Raw genomic sequence first — 16,244 nt, forward strand, 5'->3', positions numbered from 1 at the left:
GTGAGCATGCGGCGGATGCCGGAGACGGCGTTCTGGACCATTTTGCGGGCGGTGGGGGGTGGGTTGCCGTCCCACATGGCGTGGAGGATTTGGCTGGTGGCGACGACTTTGTTGGCGTTGAGGAGGAGGTAGCCGAGGATTGCGCGTTGGCGGATTCCGCCGAGTTCGAGGTGGTGGCCGTTGTTGGTGACTTCGGTGCTGCCGAGTACGGAGAAGCGCATGGGTGTGCTCCGGTGGTCTGGTGGTGTGGTGGGGGTGGGTTTTGAGTTTCCCATCGGTGGTCATTGGGGAGGCACCCCTAGGGCACCCCGCAGGAGGTGTGGGTGCATGGTGGGTGTCATTGGGTTGGCAGTGTGGAGTTGCTGGTCAGGCATTGTCGGGTGGTGGTGGGGCATGAGACCGTCATCCGGGTCCGATGAACGGCGCACGGCCGTACGGGGAAAGGTGCCGGTGAGCTGCCGAAGGTTGCTCCCACGGCCGGTGGGGAGCAATTCCCCCGGCCCGCTCCGTCGGCCGGCCCACCGCCCGTGACCCTTGCCACGCAAGGGCTTCCCGGGCCGGGGGTCCACCCTGGACACCGTGCTCGCGGCGCCCGGACGGCCGGGCTGGGTATTGACAAAAGTCACCGGGCCTGCCGCGTGTGACGGGTATGAGCGATTCACGAATGCGTTGTGACGAACCTTCGCGTAGACGGTGAACGCAGACCTTGTTGAAACACGTGCCCGTCCAGCAGGTTTAGATGGCGTTCCGCACCACCGGGCCAAGCTGTGTGAGAGGGGACTCCCATGTCTGTCAATGCGACCGAGATTCTCAATGCCTTCTTCTTCGACGGTGCCGACGCTCCGGCGGACGGTGACCTGCGCATCGACGTCGTGGACAGCTGGACCACCAGCGACCTGGCGGCGGTCCGGCCGACCACCATCAGCTGGAGCGAGGCCCGGGTGGACGGGGGCCGCTGACGCAACCGGGGCGACCGCCACCGGCGACCACGAGCTGAATCGCGGGGGAACGAGATGACGGACACCGACCTGTGGGTGCGACGGTTCCACCCGGCGGACGAGGCGGCGACCAGGTTGCTGTGCCTGCCGCACGCCGGCGGCTCGGCGAGCTACTTCGCCCGGGTGGCCAGGACGCTCGCTCCCGAGGTCGACGTGCTCGCCGTCCAGTACCCCGGTCGGCAGGACCGGTTGCGGGAGCCGGGCCTCACCTCGGTCCACGAGATCGCGGACCGACTGGTGACGGTGCTGCTGCCGCTGGTCGACCGGCCGATCACCGTCTTCGGCCACAGCCTCGGCGCGACCATCGGCTACGAGGTCGCGCTGCGGCTGCGGCGGGCGGGCGTCGGCCCGACCGCGCTGTTCGTCTCCGGCAGGCGGGCTCCGCACCTCCGTAAGGAGGAGCGGACCCACCTGCGGGACGACGCCGGCCTGATCGCGGAGGTACGCGCCCTGGCGGGCACCGACAGCGCGCTGCTGGAGGACGAGGACGTGCTGCGGATGGTCCTGCCGGCCATCCGCTCGGACTACACCGCAGCCGAGACCTACGAGTACCGGCCCGGGCCACGCCTGGACTGCCCGATCGTCGCGCACATCGGCGACAGCGACCCGCGGGTGACGGTCGACGAGGCGAAGGCGTGGCGGGAACACACCGACGCGGGGTTCGAGTTCGTCGTCCACCCGGGCGGTCACTTCTATCTCAACGACAACATGTCCGCGGTGCTGCGCAGCATCAGGGCGCACACCCGGTCGCTCAGCTCGGCCTCGCGCGGCGCCGCCACGGTCGCCCACGCCGAACAACCGGGGTGAGTCGCCGGTCGACCCGAGCCTCAGGAGTGTCCGGAGGTGACCCACATGGCACTGATCGAGAGAGAACACCTGCTGTCCGACCTCGTCGAGACGTACGCGACGGCTGCCGCGGGCCAGGGCCGGGTCGCGCTGGTCGACGGCGGCGTCGCCAGCGGGAAGACCCGACTGGTGAACGCCGTGACCGAGGTGGCCGTCGGCGAGGGCGCGCTGGTGCTGACCGCCGCCTGTTCGGTCGCGGAGAGCATGATCCCCCTGGGGGTGGTGGGACAGCTGTTCCACAGCCTCCGGGCCCAGACCACCTCGACCGGCCACCTGCCGCTGCTGCGGCGCGACACCGGGCCGGCGGGAAACCCGGACGCCCCCACCCTGCGGCACGGTGACGCGCAACTGCTGGAGGACGTCTGCCAGGTCCTCCTCGACGTGGCCGCCGACCGGCCCCTGGTGGTGGTCGTCGACGACGTCCAGTTCGCGGACTCCCTGTCGTTGCAGGCGCTGCTGTACCTGCAACGGCGCATCCGTTTCGCGCGGGTGCTGCTCGTGCTGAGCGGATGCGTGGGCGCGCGGCCCGAGGCGGCGGCGTTCCGTGCGGAGCTCACGCGGCAGCCGCACTGCCGTCACCTGCGGCTGCTCCCGCTGTCGCCCGAGGGCGTCGGGCGACTGCTCGCCGAGCGGATCCGGCCGGAGGCCGCCCGGCGGCTCGCCGCGTCGGCGCACGCCGTCAGCGGCGGCAACCCGATGCTCGTACACGCGCTGCTCGACGACGCCCTCACCGGCGCCGACGGGGACGTCGCGCCGACGGTGGGCGCGTCGTTTGTCCAGGCCGCGCTCGCCTGCCTGCACCGCAGCGACCCCCGGCTGCTCGACGTCGCCCGCGCCCTTGCGGTCGTCGGCCCGTCCGCGTCCGCCGGGCTCGTCACCGGGCTGGCGGGCCTCTGCGCGGCGACGACCCGGCAGGTGCTCGGCGCGCTCGCCGAGGCGGGCCTCACCGAGGGGCACTCCTACCACCACCCGGCGGTACGCGCGGCGGTGCTCGACGACTGCCCGCCGCAGACGCAGTCGGCCCTGCGGTCGCGGGCCGCGCTCCTGCTCCACGAGGACGGCGCGTCCGCCGCCGAGGTGGCCGCGCACCTCGTGGGCGTCGACGGGCCGGCCGGATCCTGGGCCGGTCCGGTGCTGGTCGCGGCGGCCGGGGAGGCCGTCGCCGGCGGCGCCGCACGGCACGCCGTGGACTGCCTGGAACTGGCGCTGCGATCCACCGAGGACGACCGCGAGCGGGCCGCCGTGGAGGCGGCCCTCGTCCGGGTGCACTGGCGCAGCGACCCCGAGGCGGTTCCGCGGCACCTGTCGTCGCTGGCGGTGGCGGCTCGCGCCGGCCTCCTCGACGAGGCCGACACGCTGCTGCTCGCCCGGTCGCTCGCCTGGCAGGGCAGGCACGACGAGGCGGTGGAGGCGCTCGACGGGGTGGGCGACCTCACCACGCACCCGGACCCCGACCTCGGCGCCGACCACCTCGCCACCCGCGAGTGGCTGCGGCACTGCCGCCCGCACGGCGGCGACGGTCCGGGCGACCCCGGGCCGGGCGTGGCGGTCGACCGCGCCGAGGAGGTGCTGCAACGCGCCCGCCCCGGTGACTCCCTCCTGGTGTCGGTGTGGCACGCGCTGCGGGTGCTGATCGGCGCCGACCAGCTCGACCGTGCCGCCGACTGGTGCGAGAAGCTGGCGGAGGAGGCCGAGTCGCACGGGATCACGAGCTGGCGGGCCGTCCTGACCGACGTACGGGCCGCCGTCGCCCTGTGCCGCGGCGACCTCGCCGCCGCCGAGCGGCACGCGCGCGACGCGCTGGCCACGATGCCGCCCGCCGCCTGGGGCGTCGCCGTCGGCTCGCCGCTCGCGCACCTGGTCCTGGCCTGCACGATGACCGGGCAGCTCGCCGAGGCCGAGGCGGCCCTGCGGGAGCCGACGCCGGCCGCGATGCGCCAGAGCATGTTCTGGCCGCAGTACCTGCGGGCCCGGGGCGTCTACTACGACGCCGTGGACCGGCGGCACGCCGCGCTCGCCGACTTCCAGACCGCCGGCCAGCTCGCCGTCGGCTGGGGCGCCGACGATCCGTCCGCGCTGCCGTGGCGGGTCGACCTCGCCCGGCTGTACGTGCGGATGGGCCGGCCCGACCAGGCCCGGAAGCTGATCACCGAACATCTGGCGCTGCCGGGTGGCGACGCCCCGCGCGCCAAGGGCATGGGGCTGCGGGCGTTGGCGGCGGCGTACGCGCCCAAGCAACGGCAGGTGATGCTGCGCGAGGCGATGGACCTGCTGCACGCCAGCGGGGACCGGCACGAACTCGCGCACGTCTTCGCGGACCTGAGCCAGACCGGGCACGCCCTCGGCGAGTTCGGGCGCGCCAAGATGATGGGCGCGCACGCCCTCCAGCTCGCCGAGGGCTGTCACGCCGAGCTGCTGCGGCGCAAGCTCAAGCCGTCCGACGACACCCTCGAAGCCGGGGTGGCCGGCGCGAAGGACGGGCTCGCCACGCTGACCGACGCCGAGCGCCGAGTCGTGAACCTGGCCGCCCGCGGGCACACCAACCGCGAGATCGGCGACCGGCTGTTCATCACCGTCAGCACCGTCGAGCAGCACCTGACGCGGGCCTACCGGAAGTTGAAGATCAGCACGCGTACGGAGCTGGTGCACATCGACCCGCCGAAGGGCGCACGCGGCGCGCGGCGCCGGCGCGTCGCCCCGGTCGGCCCGCCCTCGGGCGACAAGGAAACCACGATGCGATCGGACACGACATGACCGTTGCCGAGGACGAACAGGTCGGTAGCCGGGAGCGCACGCTCGCCCGGCAGATTCTCGAACTGGTCTTCCGCTTCCGCCGTCTCGAGCACGCCGACGACCCGTGCGGGGCGCAGCCGTGCGACGACTGCTTCGCGACCCACGAGGAACGGGTGGGCCGGTACCTACGCAGCGGCGAGCCGCTGCACTTCGTGCTGCCGGCGTTCCCCGCGAAGTCCCGCAACCCGGAGAAGGTGGTCGGGTCGCTGCCCGACCTCGGTGAGCGGATCTCCGTGGAGTTCCTCCAGTCCTTCTGCGAGCAGGTCAGCCACTACCACCCGGCGGGCGCGCGGATCCTCATCTGCTCCGACGGCCACGTCTTCTCCGACCTGCTCGGCATCCCCGACGAGGACGTGACCGCGTACCGCACGGAACTGCAACGCATCATCGACCAGACCGGCGCGTCCTCGGTCTCGATGTACTCGCTCGACGACGCGTTCGGGGCGATGTCCTACGACGAGATGCGCGGGCGGCTCCTCGCCGGGTACGCCACGCCGCTGGCGGACATCCGTGCCGAGGTGCTGACCGACCTGGGCGCCCGGTCGCTGTTCAACGGCATGCACCGGTTCATGCTCGAGGACCAGGGCCCGCTGCACCCCGACCTGAGCCGGACCAAGCTGCGCGAGCACTGCAAGGAGTTCGCGTACCAGATGATCCGGCGCAGCCGCGCCTGGGGAGACCTGGTCGGCACGAAGTTCCCCGACTCGCTGCGGCTGTCGATCCACCCGCAGCCCCGGCACGCCGAGAAGATCGGGCTGCACCTCATCCGGACCAGGGACAGCTGGCTGACGCCGTGGCACGGCGTCGTCCTCGACGACGGCGTCAACCTGACGCTGGTCAAGCGCAGCCAGGCCGAGCGGGACCGGGCCTCGTTGGTCTGGCGCAACGGCCGGCCGAGCCACTACGTGAACCCCCACTTCCGGCAGGAGGAGATCGCCTCATGACCACGGCAGACGAGCTGCGGGTGCAGCGGACGCCGCTGGCGCCGTTCGGCACGCTCTTGACGGCGGAGCACGACGGCGCCGACCTGCGGGACATCGCGCCCGCCACGCTGGAGCGCTGGACGATCGAGTCCAAGGTGGTCGTGCTGCGCGGCTTCCCCCTGCTCGACAGGGAGGACCTCGTCGCCTACTGCGAGACCTGGGGCGAGGTGCTGACCTGGGACTTCGGCGCCGTCCTGGACCTGGTGGTCCAGGAGGACCCGAAGAACTACCTGTTCAGCCGTACGGACGTGCCGTTCCACTGGGACGGCGCGTTCGCGCGGGCCGCGCCGCGGTACTTCCTCTTCCAGTGCCTCGAGGCGCCGGTGCCCGGCGGCGGCGGCGAGACGGTGTTCTCCGACAGCACCGACGTGATCCGGCGCGCCTCGCCGGAGCTGGTGCGCGAGTGGGCGGCGACGGAGGTCAGCTACCGCACGGAGAAGCTCGGCTACTACGGCGGCGAGACCGTGTCGCCGCTGCTCACCACGCACTCGGAGACCGGCGAGACGATCATGCGGTACGGCGAGCCGCTCGACCCGGAGCGCTACCGCAACCCGGTGTGGGTGTCCATCGGCGGCAGGTCGGCGGAGGAGGCCGAGCCGTTCATGGCCGACCTGCGCGACCGGCTGCACCACCCGGACGTCTGCTACCACCACGAGTGGGTCGACGGCGACATCGTGGTCGTCGACAACCAGGCGCTGCTGCACGGTCGCAACGCCTTCCGCGGCAACTCCTCCCGGCACCTCCAGCGGATCCAGATCCTCTGACCCCGGTCAGGGGCGCTCGCGGGTGCCACCGAAGGTCCTCAACCCCGAAGGAAGACACCATGACCGTCGAAGAGGCGCGCGCGGGCGCGTCCACACCGGCGCCGGCCACCGCGCGGCGCCCGATCTACCACTCCATCCGCATCCGCCGGGTCGAGTTCCTGCCCGTGATGCTGGCCATCTACGCGATCCCGTCGCTGCTGTCGGTCGACGACCTGAGCACCCTGGCCTCGGTCCACTTCGCGCTGGTGATCGTGATGGCGCTGTCCATCATGCACTTCATCGACATGACCAACGCGTACGCCGACCGCGACGTCGACGCCGTGTACAAGACGTGGCTGTCCCAGGCGGTGTACGGGCTGGGGCTGCGCAACGTGCGGTGGCAGATCGCCGCCACGGGCGCGGGTGTGCTGGCCCTCGCGACCTACTTCACCTTCCGCACCGGGCACTGGGACATCCTGCCCCTGGTCGCGTTCACCCTCTGGATCGGCGCCCAGTACTCCATCCCGCCGGTCCACCTGAAGAGCTCCGGCGTGGGGCAGATCCCCGGCCTCGCCGCCGTGCTGATCTGGCTGCCGATGCTCGTCGTCGTCCGGTCCGTGCCCGGTGAGCTGTCGTGGCCGCTGCTGGCCGTGATCATCGGCTTCGGGCTGAACCAGGTCGGCATCGTCATGGTCAACACGGCCGAGGACTGGCCGGAGGACGCCGCGTTCAACATCCGCACGTGCGTACGCGCGCTGGGCCTGACCCGCGCGATGGCCGTCGCGAGCGGGCTGATCGCGGTCGGCGGCTCCACGGTGTGCGTGTCGGTGCTCGCCATCGGCGGGTTCACCTGGGGTGCCGTGCCGATGATCGTCGCCATCGCGTTCGCGCTGGTGCACGTGTCGGGCACCTGGCGCGGCGTACGCGGCAAGCCTCTCGCGGACGCGCTGGCGTTCCTGCGGCCCCGGGCGAAGCTGGTGCCGTTGCAGGTGGCGAGCACCGGGTGGGGAACCGTGATCGCCGCCGCCTTCGCCCAGGCGAGCTGAGTCCCGGTGGGGAGGGACACCATGGCGCAGGTCGTGCTGCTCGACGAGGAGGGACGGCCGGTGGGCGCCACCGAGGGCGCGACGGTGCACCACCTGCGTACGCCGTTGCACCTGGCGTTCTCCTGTTACGTCTTCACCAGCGACGCCAAGCTGCTGCTCACCATGCGCAGCGACCGCACGCGCACCTGGCCGGGGATCTGGACCAACTCGTGCTACGGGCACCCCGTGCCGGGGGAACCGGTCCCCGCGGCGGTGACCCGCACCGTACGCGCCGAGCTCGGCCTGGCCGCGCCCGCGCCGGAGCTGGTCCTGCCCGCCTTCCGGTACCGCGCCACAATGGACAACGGCGTGGCGGAGAACGCCGTGTCCCCGGTGTTCCGGGTGGTGACCGACGAGCGCCCGACCCCCGACCCGGCCGCCATCGGCGACTTCGAGTGGGTCGCCTGGGCGGACTTCGTGTACGCGGTGGGCACCGGCGACATCTCCGTGTCGCCGTGGTGTCGCCTCCAGGTCGCCGAGCTCGTCACCCTCGGCGACGATCCGACGCGGTGGCCCACGGCCGACGAGTGCCTCCTGCCCGGCGGGACGCTGACGGCCACCGGCTGAGCGGCGTGCGGCGGACCGTGCCCACCGGCGGGGTGGGCGCGGTCCGTCGTCCGTTGCGGCGGGTGCTGCTGTCGGGCCCGGTCACGACCCGGCCCGGACGCTGGCCTGCACGGTGAACGTGCCGTCCCCCCGCCAGGTGCGCAGCGTGCCGCCCGCGTCCCGCAGCCGGTCGGCCAGCCCCGGCAGCCCGCTGCCGTCGAGGTCCGGCGCCCCGTCGCCGGCCCCGTCGTTGACCACCGTCAGCCGCGCCCCGGACGCCTCGCCGGCGATCTCGATCGTGCACCACCGCGCCTCGCCGTGCCGCAGCACGTGGGCGCCGGCCTCGCGCAGCACGGACACCAGCGGCCCGGTGAGCGCGGGCGGCAGGTCGCGCTCCGGCTGCGTCACGGAGCACCGCACGCCGGCGTTGCGCAGCACCCGTGCCACCGTCTGCGCCTGCTCGCGCAGGCCGACGCTGCGGTAGCCGTGCACGGCCTCGCGCATCCGGGCCGACGCGGCCGCCGCGAGCGCCCGCATCTCGGCGGTCTCCTTCCTGGTCCGCTCCCCGTCGACCATTGCCAGCCGCGACGCCAGCTCCGCCTTGAGGACGAGCGCCGACAGCTCGTTCGCGAGCAGGGCGTAGACGTCCCGGGCGCACCGCAGCCGCTCCTCGGCCGCCGCCAGGCGGGCCAGGGCGTCGTGCCCCTCCCGGGCCTGCGCCCGGAACGTCCAGAACCACAGGTGCAGCACGTTCCACGTCGCCACCGTCAGCCCGAGCACCACCGTGACGGTCACCGCGTCGCGCACGGGACCGCCGAGCCACCAGGCCGTCGCCGCGGCCACCAGCACCGTCCCGGCCATCAGGGTCACCGCGCACCGGACCGGCAGCAGCAGCGGCGCGGCCCCGACGAGCGCGGCCCCCACGAACGCCCAGGCCCGCCCCGGGGTGCCGCCGACCGGCCCGACGAGCGGGACGGACAGCACGGCGGCCGTGGCGCAGCCGGCGACCAGCCACCGGCCGGTCGTCGTCGCCCGCCACGGCATGACCGACCGGTGCAGCGCCGCGGCCAGCGCCAGGACCAGGAGCAGCGACCCCGCCGCGCCGAGCACGATCCCGCGCGGGTCGGGCTCGCGACGCAGTTCCAGGGCGGCGAGCAGTACGCACGCGGCCACCCCGCTCGCGGCGCCCGCCAGGATGCACAGCCTCGCCCGCCGCATGCCCGGGGTGGACAGGGCGTCAGCCGGCGCGGCGGGGGTCCCCGTCAGGCCGGTGGGCCGGATCCCGGTGACCATCAACGCCACGGCTCCCGGCGGACGTGGCGCGTGCCGGGCCCCGGCACACCCGGACGCGCCGACCCGGGCAGCGGTGCGCTCGGTGTCGTCGCCTGCCGGATCACGGTCGCCACGGAATGCATGGTATCGGTTACGGTCGGTTCGTGCCGACGTGGATCCGTCCCTGCCGTCGCATCCCGGGGCCGCCACCCGCCGGGCTCGCCCGTGGGGTGGGTGGTCTCGAGGAGCTGCGCTGTCATCGGAGGGCCTCCGTCCGGTCCTGGTCGCGTGGGCGCCGGCGGGCGCCGGTCCGCCCCGCGGGTCGCCGGCCGTGCCGCAGGCGTCGCCACGCGGTCGGTCGTGCCGTCAGCATGGCGGCGAGGACGCGCCGGATCCCATCCCCGCGTGTCACGTACGACCCGGGAGAACTGCACGGGTGAACCGTGCGCCGGTGTGTCGTCAGCGGGTTCCCGGGCGGCCCGGAAATTGCACGTTCCATCGCCTTGAAATTGTTACCGCCATCGCCCGGTAATTTGCGCTTCGAGTCGTGTCGGCAGATGGCGAACGTGATTGCGGCCGATGGTTCGACTCGGCTAATTTGCAGACACGAAATGCCTCTCCTCTCTGGAGGCTGCTGTGTCCTCATCCGTCGGAATTCTGGGCACCGGATCCTGGGTGCCCGCGCGAGCATTGCCGAACGAGGAAATCGCGCGTCGCGTACCGGGCGCCAGCCCGGAATGGATCGTACGCAAGACCGCCATTCGTTCGCGCCGTTTCGCGGCGGCGGAGGAGGCCACGTCGGACCTGGCCGTGCGGGCCGCGACCCGCGCCCTGCGGGACGCGGGCATCGGCGCCGACCGCGTCGACTACCTCATCGTGTCGACGTCGACCCCGGACCACCCGCAGCCGCCGACGGCCTGCCTGGTGCAGGACCGTCTCGGCGCGTACGGGGCCGCGTGCTTCGACGTCAACGCGGTGTGCGCGGGATTCGTGCACGCCCTGGTGCTGGCGCAGTCGCTGGTGGCGGACCGGCCCGGCACCCACGCGCTCGTGGTCGGCGCCGACGTGTACTCGCGCATCCTGGACTTCGACGACCGGCGCACGGCCGTGCTGTTCGGCGACGGCGCCGGCGCGGCCGTCGTGGGGACGACGTCCCCGGGGCGCGGTGTCGTCGAGTACGAGCTGGCCAGCCGGGGCGACGCCAGCGGCCTGATCGGGGTGGCGGCGGGCGGCAGCAGGCTGCCGGCGTCCGCGACGACGGTGGCGGACGGCGGCCACTTCTTCCGCATGAACGGCCGCGGCGTCACCGAGCTCGTCCTCCAGGACGTCCCGCCGTTCGTGGACAAGCTGCTGGCCAGGGCGGGCGTCGGCGCGGCGGACGTCGCGCACGTGGTGCCGCACCAGCCCAACGGCCTGCTCCTCGACGAGCTGGTACGCGCGTGCGGGCTGACCGCCGCGCACACGCACCGCACGGTGGAGGAGTACGCGAACGTCGGCAGCGCCTCGGTGCCGCTCACCCTCGACCACGCCAACCGGGCCGGGCTGCTCCGCGACGGCGACCTCGTCCTCCTGCTGGCGTTCGGCGGGGGGATGTCGCTCGGGGCGTGCCTGCTGCGGTGGGGCCGGACATCCGGCCCGGACCCCGGCGGGGACCGGTGAGCCCACCGGCCGACGACCCCACCCCCGAAACCCTGCCCGCTTCCACGCCAACCCTGTCGAAACAGGACGGTTATTCATGAAGACCTTGACGAAGCTCGGCGCGTTCGCGCTCGCCCTGGTGTTGGTGCTGGGGAGCGCCTACACCGTCGGCCGCGTGGTCGGGCCCCCGCCGACCGCCGCACCCGCAGCCGCACCCGCCGCCAAGCCGGCCGCCATGGCCGAGGAGTCCTCGTACGGCCTGACCATCAACCACGAGAGCATGAACCTGAAGGTGATCACGGACAACGTCCGGGCGGGCACGAAGCAGACCTTCGCCTTCCAGATCCTGCAGCACGACGGCACGCCGCTGGTGAAGTACAAGCCGCAGCACGAGAAGCTGATGCACCTGATCGTGGCGCGGCGCGACCTGACGAACTTCCAGCACGTCCACCCGAACCTCGGCTCGGACGGCGTGTGGCGGGTGCCGCTGACCTTCGCGGCGGCGGGCGAGTACCGCGTCTTCGCCGACTACATGCCGCTGTGGGGCATCCACGGCGAGACGCTCGGGGCGGACGTGTCGGTGTCGGGCGACTACCGGCCGGAGGCGCTGCCCGCGCCGTCGACCACCTCGACGGTCGACGGGTACACGGTGACCCTCGGCGGTGAGTTGACGCCCGGCAAGAGCGGCAAGCTGACGCTCAGCGTCGCGAAGGACGGCAAGCCGGTCACCGACCTGGAGCCGTACCTCGGCGCCTTCGGGCACCTGGTCGCGCTCCGCGACGGCGACATGGCGTACCTGCACGTCCACCCCGACGGCACGCCGGGCGACGGGCAGACCGCGCCCGGTCCGGACGTCCTGTTCCACGCCACCGCGCCGAGCTTCGGCGACTACCGGCTGTTCCTGGACTTCCAGCACCAGGGCGTCGTGCGTACGGCGTCGTTCACCCTGCGCGTGAAGGGCCCCAACCCGCCGCCGCACGGCCTGAGCGAGGAGGCCTTCGCGGCGGCCAAGGCCCGCAACGAGGAAGCCGTACGCAACGGCGGAGCCGCTGTCCCCGCCGACACGACCGGCGGCGGCACGGAGGGGGGCACCGAGCATGGCCACGGCTGAGAACCACCTGGAACTGCTGATCGGCGGCATGACGTGCGCGGCCTGCGCGGCGCGCATCGAGAAGCGCCTCAACGACATCGACGGGGTGGAGGCGACCGTCAACTACGCCACCGAAAAGGCGAAGGTGCTCCTCCCGCCCGGGATCACGCAGGCGCGGGTGATCACCGCCGTCGAGGAGATCGGCTTCACGGCCCGGCCGGTGCAGCCGCCCGCGGCACCGGCGGCGGACGTCCCGGATCCGGCGGCCGCGGAGGAGGCCGAGCACGACCGTGAGCTGCGGGCGGCCCGCCACCGCCTCTGGGTCGTCGCCGTGCTGGCGGTGCCGGTCATCGCGATGTCGATGTTCTCCCAGCTCCAGTTCGAGTACTGGCAGTGGGCCTGCCTCACGTTGAGCGCGCCCGTCGTGGTGTGGGGGGCGTGGCCGTTCCACCGGGCCGCCTTCGCCAACCTCCGGCACGCCGCCGCCTCGATGGACACGCTGGTCTCGGTGGGCACGCTCGCCGCGTTCGTGTGGTCGCTGTACACGCTGTTCCTCGGCACCGCCGGCGTGCCCGGCATGCGGCACCCGTTCCGGATCACCCTGGAGCGGACGCCCGGCGAGGGCAACATGTACCTGGAGGTCGCCGCGGGCGTGACCCTGTTCATCCTCTGCGGCCGGTACTTCGAGGCCCGCGCGAAGCGCCGCTCCGGCGCCGCGCTGCGCGCGCTGCTGTCGCTGGGCGCCAAGGACGTGACGGTGCTGCGCGACGGCGCCGAGGCGATCGTGCCGATCTCGGCGCTCGCCGTCGGCGACCGGTTCCTCGTGCGGCCGGGCGAGAAGGTGGCGACCGACGGCGTCGTGGAGGAGGGCTCCTCGGCGGTCGACGCGAGCATGCTCACCGGCGAGTCCGTGCCCGTCGAGGTGGGACCGGGTGACGAGGTCGTCGGCGCGACGGTGAACGCCGGCGGGCGGCTCGTCGTCCGCGCCACGAAGGTGGGCGGCGAGACGCAGCTCGCGCAGATGGCCAGGCTCGTCGAGGACGCGCAGACCGGCAAGGCCGCCGTCCAGCGGCTCGCGGACCAGGTGTCGGCGGTGTTCGTGCCCGGGGTGATCGCGCTGTCGCTCGCCACGCTGGGCTACTGGCTCGGCTCCGGCCAGCCGGCGGCGGCCGCGTTCACCGCTGCCGTGGCCGTACTGATCATCGCCTGCCCGTGCGCGCTGGGGCTGGCGACGCCGACCGCGCTGCTGGTCGGCACCGGCCGGGGCGCCCAGCTCGGCATCCTCATCAAGGGACCGCAGGTGTTGGAGTCCACGCGGACCGTCGACACCGTCGTGCTCGACAAGACCGGCACGGTGACCACCGGCGAGATGTCCGTCGTGGAGGTCGTGCCCGTCGACGGCGAGGACGACGTCCAGCTGCTGCGGCTCGCCGGCGCACTGGAGAGCGCGTCGGAGCACCCCATCGCCCGGGCCGTCGTCGCGGGAGCCAGGGACCGGTGCGGCGAACTGCCCCCGGTCGCGGACTTCTCCAGCGAGACCGGCGTCGGCGTGCGGGGCACCGTCGACGGGCACGAGGTCGTCGTCGGCCGGGCGTCGCTGCTGGGCGCGTGGGCGACCGACCTGCCCCCGGAGCTGGTCGCCGCCAAGGCGACGGCCGACGCGGCGGGCCGTACGTCGGTCATGGTCGGCTGGGACGGCGCCCTGCGGGGGATGCTCGTCGTGTCCGACCGGGTGAAGTCCACCAGCGCGGCGGCGGTGGCGCAGTTCAAGCGGCTGGGGCTGCACCCGATCCTGCTGACCGGCGACAACGCGGCGGTGGCGGCGGCGATCGCGGCGGAGGTGGGGATCGACGACGTGGTCGCCGAGGTCCTCCCCGCCGGGAAGGTGGAGCTGGTCAAGCGGCTCCAGGCCGACGGCAAGGTCGTCGCGATGGTCGGCGACGGCGTCAACGACGCCGCCGCCCTCGCGCAGGCCGACCTGGGCATCGCGATGGGCACCGGCAGCGACGTGGCGATCGAGTCCGGCGACCTGACGGTGGTCCGCGGCGACCTGCGGGTGGTCGCGGACGCCATCCGGCTGTCGCGGCGCACCCTCGGCACGATCAAGGGCAACCTGTTCTGGGCCTTCGCGTACAACGTCGCGGCGATCCCGCTCGCGGCGAGCGGGCTGCTCAATCCGATGCTGGCGGGTCTGATCATGGCCGGCAGTTCGGTGTTCGTGGTGTCGAACAGCCTGCGGCTGCGGCGGTTCAAGGCGCTCGCCGGCCACGAACTCCCGGACCGGGCCGACACGGCCGAGGCCTCGCGCGCCCCGATGGTCACCGCCTCCTGACGCGTCGAGCGCGCACGTCCGCACGGAAAGAAACGGAGCCGCACCATGGCCGAGCCGAGCCGGCTCGCGGAGGATCCTCAGCTCCTGCTGCTGCACGCGGCCGGTCTCGGCCGGGCGAGCTGGGACGCCGTCGTCGAACGCATCCCGGGCTTCGCCCGGACCCTCGCGATCGACCTGCCCGGCCATGGCAGCGTGCCGGGGCTCGCGTACGACCGTGACGTCGTACCGAGGCTCGCCGAGTACGTCGCGGAGCGGATCGCCGCGCTGGGGCTGCGCAGGCCGCACGTGGTCGGGCACTCGCTCGGCGGGGTGATCGCACTCGAACTGGCGCGTCGGGTGCCCGTCGCGGCGGTGACCGCCCTGTGCAGCATCGGGTTCCGGGCGGTCTGCCACGCCTCGATGTGCGTGGTGCGGACCCACGCGATCCTGCGGATGACCGCCGCCGTGGGGCCGCGGACGCGGGGGCGGCTGCTCAACCGGGGGGTGGTCCGCAGGATGGTCATGGGCAGCGTGTCGGCCCGGCCCGCCGCACTCCGGCCGGACGTGGCCGCCGCCGACGTGAACTCGATGATCACCAGCGACCTGTCCGCCCTGAGCCGGTACGCGGGGCTCTACTCGTTCCGCGCCGACGCCACCGACACGACGCCGGTGAACCTCGTGTGGGCCGACCAGGACCGCGTGGTCCCGTTGCGCGACGCGCTCCGGGCCCGGCGGGTGCTCCCGAGGGCGCAGCACTACGTCATCCCCGGCAGCGGTCACTTCGTCGTACGCGACGACCCGCACGGCGCCGCTGCCGTCATCCACGCCTGTCACGCCCAGGTGCTGCGGGAGAGGCAGGCCGAGACTCGCAGAGGAGTTCGCGGAAATGTGAACCCACAGCGCGGTAATTGAGCAGGCAATTCGGCCCCGCACATCTGTCGGGGCGGGAACTGTTGACCGACCGGACGCGACTACTGAGGTACGCGGAGCCCGGGACCACCGCTCAGAGGAGTGCGAATGAAAATCACCCCGCAGGCTGGAAAGAAGTTCGGCGTGATCGTGGAGGGTTTCGACGCGGAAACCGCCTCGCCGGAGGACATCGTCGAGCTGAAGAAGGCCATCTACTCGAACAAGATCGCCGTGCTGAAGAACCAGGACCTGTCGCCGCGGCAGTTCCTGGCGCTCGGCCAGCGGCTGGGCCGGGTCGCGGAGTACTACGAGCCGGTCTACCACCACCCCGAGGTGAAGGAGGTGTTCGTCTCCTCCAACGTCAAGGAGGAGGACGGCCGCCAGATCGGGGTGCCGAAGACCGGCAAGTTCTGGCACTCGGACTACCAGTTCATGCCACGTCCGTTCGACATCACCATGATCTACCCGCAGGTCGTGCCGTCGAAGAACCGGGGCACCTACTTCATCAACCTGGCGACCGCCTACGAGCAGCTCTCCGAGGAGCTGAAGCTGGCCGTCAAGGACAAGACGGCGACGCACAGCGTGCTGCGGTACTTCAAGATCCGGCCGACCGACGTCTACCGGCCGATCTCGGAGATCATCGACGAGGTCAACGCGAAGACCCCGCCGGTGACGAGCCCGCTCGCGTTCCCGCACCCGCACACGGACGAGACCCTGCTCTACCTGAGCGAGGGCTTCACGCTGTCGGTGCAGGACGCGGACGGCAACGACCGGCCGGAGCTGCTGACCGAGCTGCTCACGGCCACCGGCCAGCTCGACCGCACCTACGAGCACGAGAACATCCACCTCCAGACGTTCGAGAAGGGCGACATGCTCCTCTGGGACAACCAGAGCCTGGTCCACCGGGCGCTGCACACCGCGACGCCGGAGCCGGCCGTGTCCTACCGCGTCACCGTCTACGACGACGTGGACGCCGCCTAGTCCCGCACGGACGTTCGATCCGCGGTGGGATCCGACGGCGTCGACCGTC

General features: G+C 72.7%; 14 protein-coding genes. 12 read left to right on the forward strand and 2 right to left on the reverse strand.

The genetic code is table 11. The features are described 5' to 3' along the window. A partial coding sequence (locus tag F6X68_RS01195) for a winged helix-turn-helix domain-containing protein (RefSeq protein WP_192581220.1) occupies positions 1-221 on the reverse strand: 221 nt, incomplete at its 3' end. A 564-nt stretch (positions 222-785) separates the two neighbouring features. Between F6X68_RS01195 and F6X68_RS33350 the strand changes: the two genes are divergently transcribed. Genes F6X68_RS33350 through idi form a run of 7 tightly spaced genes read left to right on the forward strand, consistent with a single transcriptional unit; the run spans position 786 to position 8,015 of the window. Further along, positions 786-959, forward strand: coding sequence for a hypothetical protein (locus F6X68_RS33350; RefSeq protein ID WP_192581221.1), 174 nt, complete (start codon positions 786-788; stop codon positions 957-959). 54 nt (positions 960-1,013) lie between these two features. Beyond that, the gene (locus F6X68_RS01200; RefSeq protein WP_151452475.1) at positions 1,014-1,805 is read left to right on the forward strand and encodes a thioesterase II family protein; all 792 of its coding nucleotides are present in this window, start codon (positions 1,014-1,016) and stop codon (positions 1,803-1,805) included. 45 nt (positions 1,806-1,850) lie between these two features. Further along, positions 1,851-4,598: an AAA family ATPase gene (locus F6X68_RS01205; RefSeq protein ID WP_151452476.1), complete on the forward strand. Its 2,748-nt coding sequence runs from the start codon at positions 1,851-1,853 to the stop codon at positions 4,596-4,598. Then, a complete protein-coding gene (locus tag F6X68_RS01210; protein ID WP_151452477.1) occupies positions 4,595-5,581 on the forward strand; it encodes an L-tyrosine/L-tryptophan isonitrile synthase family protein in 987 nt (328 codons plus the stop codon). The genes F6X68_RS01205 and F6X68_RS01210 overlap by 4 nt, the downstream gene beginning before the upstream one ends. Beyond that, positions 5,578-6,384 carry a TauD/TfdA family dioxygenase gene (locus tag F6X68_RS01215; protein ID WP_151452478.1) on the forward strand — a complete coding sequence of 269 codons (807 nt, stop codon included), beginning with the start codon at positions 5,578-5,580 and terminating at the stop codon, positions 6,382-6,384. Before F6X68_RS01210 ends, F6X68_RS01215 begins: the two co-directional genes overlap by 4 nt. Before the next feature lie 59 nt (positions 6,385-6,443). After that, positions 6,444-7,409, forward strand: a complete 966-nt coding sequence (locus F6X68_RS01220; protein ID WP_151452479.1) for a UbiA family prenyltransferase — start codon at positions 6,444-6,446, stop codon at positions 7,407-7,409. 21 nt (positions 7,410-7,430) lie between these two features. Beyond that, positions 7,431-8,015: an isopentenyl-diphosphate Delta-isomerase gene (idi, locus tag F6X68_RS01225; RefSeq protein WP_151452480.1), complete on the forward strand. Its 585-nt coding sequence runs from the start codon at positions 7,431-7,433 to the stop codon at positions 8,013-8,015. Positions 8,016-8,096: 81 nt separating this feature from the next. Here idi and F6X68_RS01230 read toward each other — a convergent pair whose 3' ends face one another. Further along, a complete protein-coding gene (locus F6X68_RS01230; protein WP_225851892.1) occupies positions 8,097-9,287 on the reverse strand; it encodes a sensor histidine kinase in 1,191 nt (396 codons plus the stop codon). Positions 9,288-9,902: 615 nt separating this feature from the next. Here F6X68_RS01230 and F6X68_RS01235 point away from each other — a divergent pair. The 5 genes from F6X68_RS01235 to F6X68_RS01255 all read left to right on the forward strand — a co-directional run bounded on the left by F6X68_RS01235 (position 9,903) and on the right by F6X68_RS01255 (position 16,195). Then, positions 9,903-10,925, forward strand: coding sequence for a 3-oxoacyl-ACP synthase III family protein (locus F6X68_RS01235; RefSeq protein WP_151452482.1), 1,023 nt, complete (start codon positions 9,903-9,905; stop codon positions 10,923-10,925). 76 nt (positions 10,926-11,001) lie between these two features. After that, a complete protein-coding gene (locus F6X68_RS01240) occupies positions 11,002-12,015 on the forward strand; it encodes a hypothetical protein (protein WP_192581222.1) in 1,014 nt (337 codons plus the stop codon). Continuing rightward, entirely contained in the window at positions 12,002-14,326 is a 2,325-nt protein-coding gene (locus F6X68_RS01245) for a cation-translocating P-type ATPase (RefSeq protein WP_151452483.1), read from the forward strand. The genes F6X68_RS01240 and F6X68_RS01245 overlap by 14 nt, the downstream gene beginning before the upstream one ends. A 45-nt stretch (positions 14,327-14,371) precedes the next feature. Next, on the forward strand, positions 14,372-15,217 hold the full coding sequence (locus tag F6X68_RS01250; RefSeq protein ID WP_151452484.1) for an alpha/beta fold hydrolase: 846 nt from the start codon (positions 14,372-14,374) through the stop codon (positions 15,215-15,217). Positions 15,218-15,322: 105 nt separating this feature from the next. Then, positions 15,323-16,195 carry a TauD/TfdA family dioxygenase gene (locus F6X68_RS01255; RefSeq protein WP_151452485.1) on the forward strand — a complete coding sequence of 291 codons (873 nt, stop codon included), beginning with the start codon at positions 15,323-15,325 and terminating at the stop codon, positions 16,193-16,195. The last annotated feature ends 49 nt before the right edge of the window (positions 16,196-16,244 follow it).

Source organism: Micromonospora sp. AMSO12t (assembly GCF_008806585.1).
In the GTDB taxonomy this organism is placed as follows: Bacteria; Actinomycetota; Actinomycetes; order Mycobacteriales; family Micromonosporaceae; genus Micromonospora; species Micromonospora reichwaldensis.

What these genes read in the sequence shown, in the direction of transcription:
- F6X68_RS33350 (WP_192581221.1), top strand. Translation starts at nt 786, where the DNA reads ATGTCTGTCAATGCGACCGAGATTCTCAATGCCTTCTTCTTCGACGGT.
- F6X68_RS01200 (WP_151452475.1), top strand. Translation starts at nt 1,014, where the DNA reads ATGACGGACACCGACCTGTGGGTGCGACGGTTCCACCCGGCGGACGAG.
- F6X68_RS01205 (WP_151452476.1), top strand. Translation starts at nt 1,851, where the DNA reads ATGGCACTGATCGAGAGAGAACACCTGCTGTCCGACCTCGTCGAGACG.
- F6X68_RS01210 (WP_151452477.1), top strand. Translation starts at nt 4,595, where the DNA reads ATGACCGTTGCCGAGGACGAACAGGTCGGTAGCCGGGAGCGCACGCTC.
- F6X68_RS01215 (WP_151452478.1), top strand. Translation starts at nt 5,578, where the DNA reads ATGACCACGGCAGACGAGCTGCGGGTGCAGCGGACGCCGCTGGCGCCG.
- F6X68_RS01220 (WP_151452479.1), top strand. Translation starts at nt 6,444, where the DNA reads ATGACCGTCGAAGAGGCGCGCGCGGGCGCGTCCACACCGGCGCCGGCC.
- idi (WP_151452480.1), top strand. Translation starts at nt 7,431, where the DNA reads ATGGCGCAGGTCGTGCTGCTCGACGAGGAGGGACGGCCGGTGGGCGCC.
- F6X68_RS01230 (WP_225851892.1), bottom strand. Translation starts at nt 9,287, where the DNA reads ATGGTCACCGGGATCCGGCCCACCGGCCTGACGGGGACCCCCGCCGCG.
- F6X68_RS01240 (WP_192581222.1), top strand. Translation starts at nt 11,002, where the DNA reads ATGAAGACCTTGACGAAGCTCGGCGCGTTCGCGCTCGCCCTGGTGTTG.
- F6X68_RS01245 (WP_151452483.1), top strand. Translation starts at nt 12,002, where the DNA reads ATGGCCACGGCTGAGAACCACCTGGAACTGCTGATCGGCGGCATGACG.
- F6X68_RS01250 (WP_151452484.1), top strand. Translation starts at nt 14,372, where the DNA reads ATGGCCGAGCCGAGCCGGCTCGCGGAGGATCCTCAGCTCCTGCTGCTG.
- F6X68_RS01255 (WP_151452485.1), top strand. Translation starts at nt 15,323, where the DNA reads ATGAAAATCACCCCGCAGGCTGGAAAGAAGTTCGGCGTGATCGTGGAG.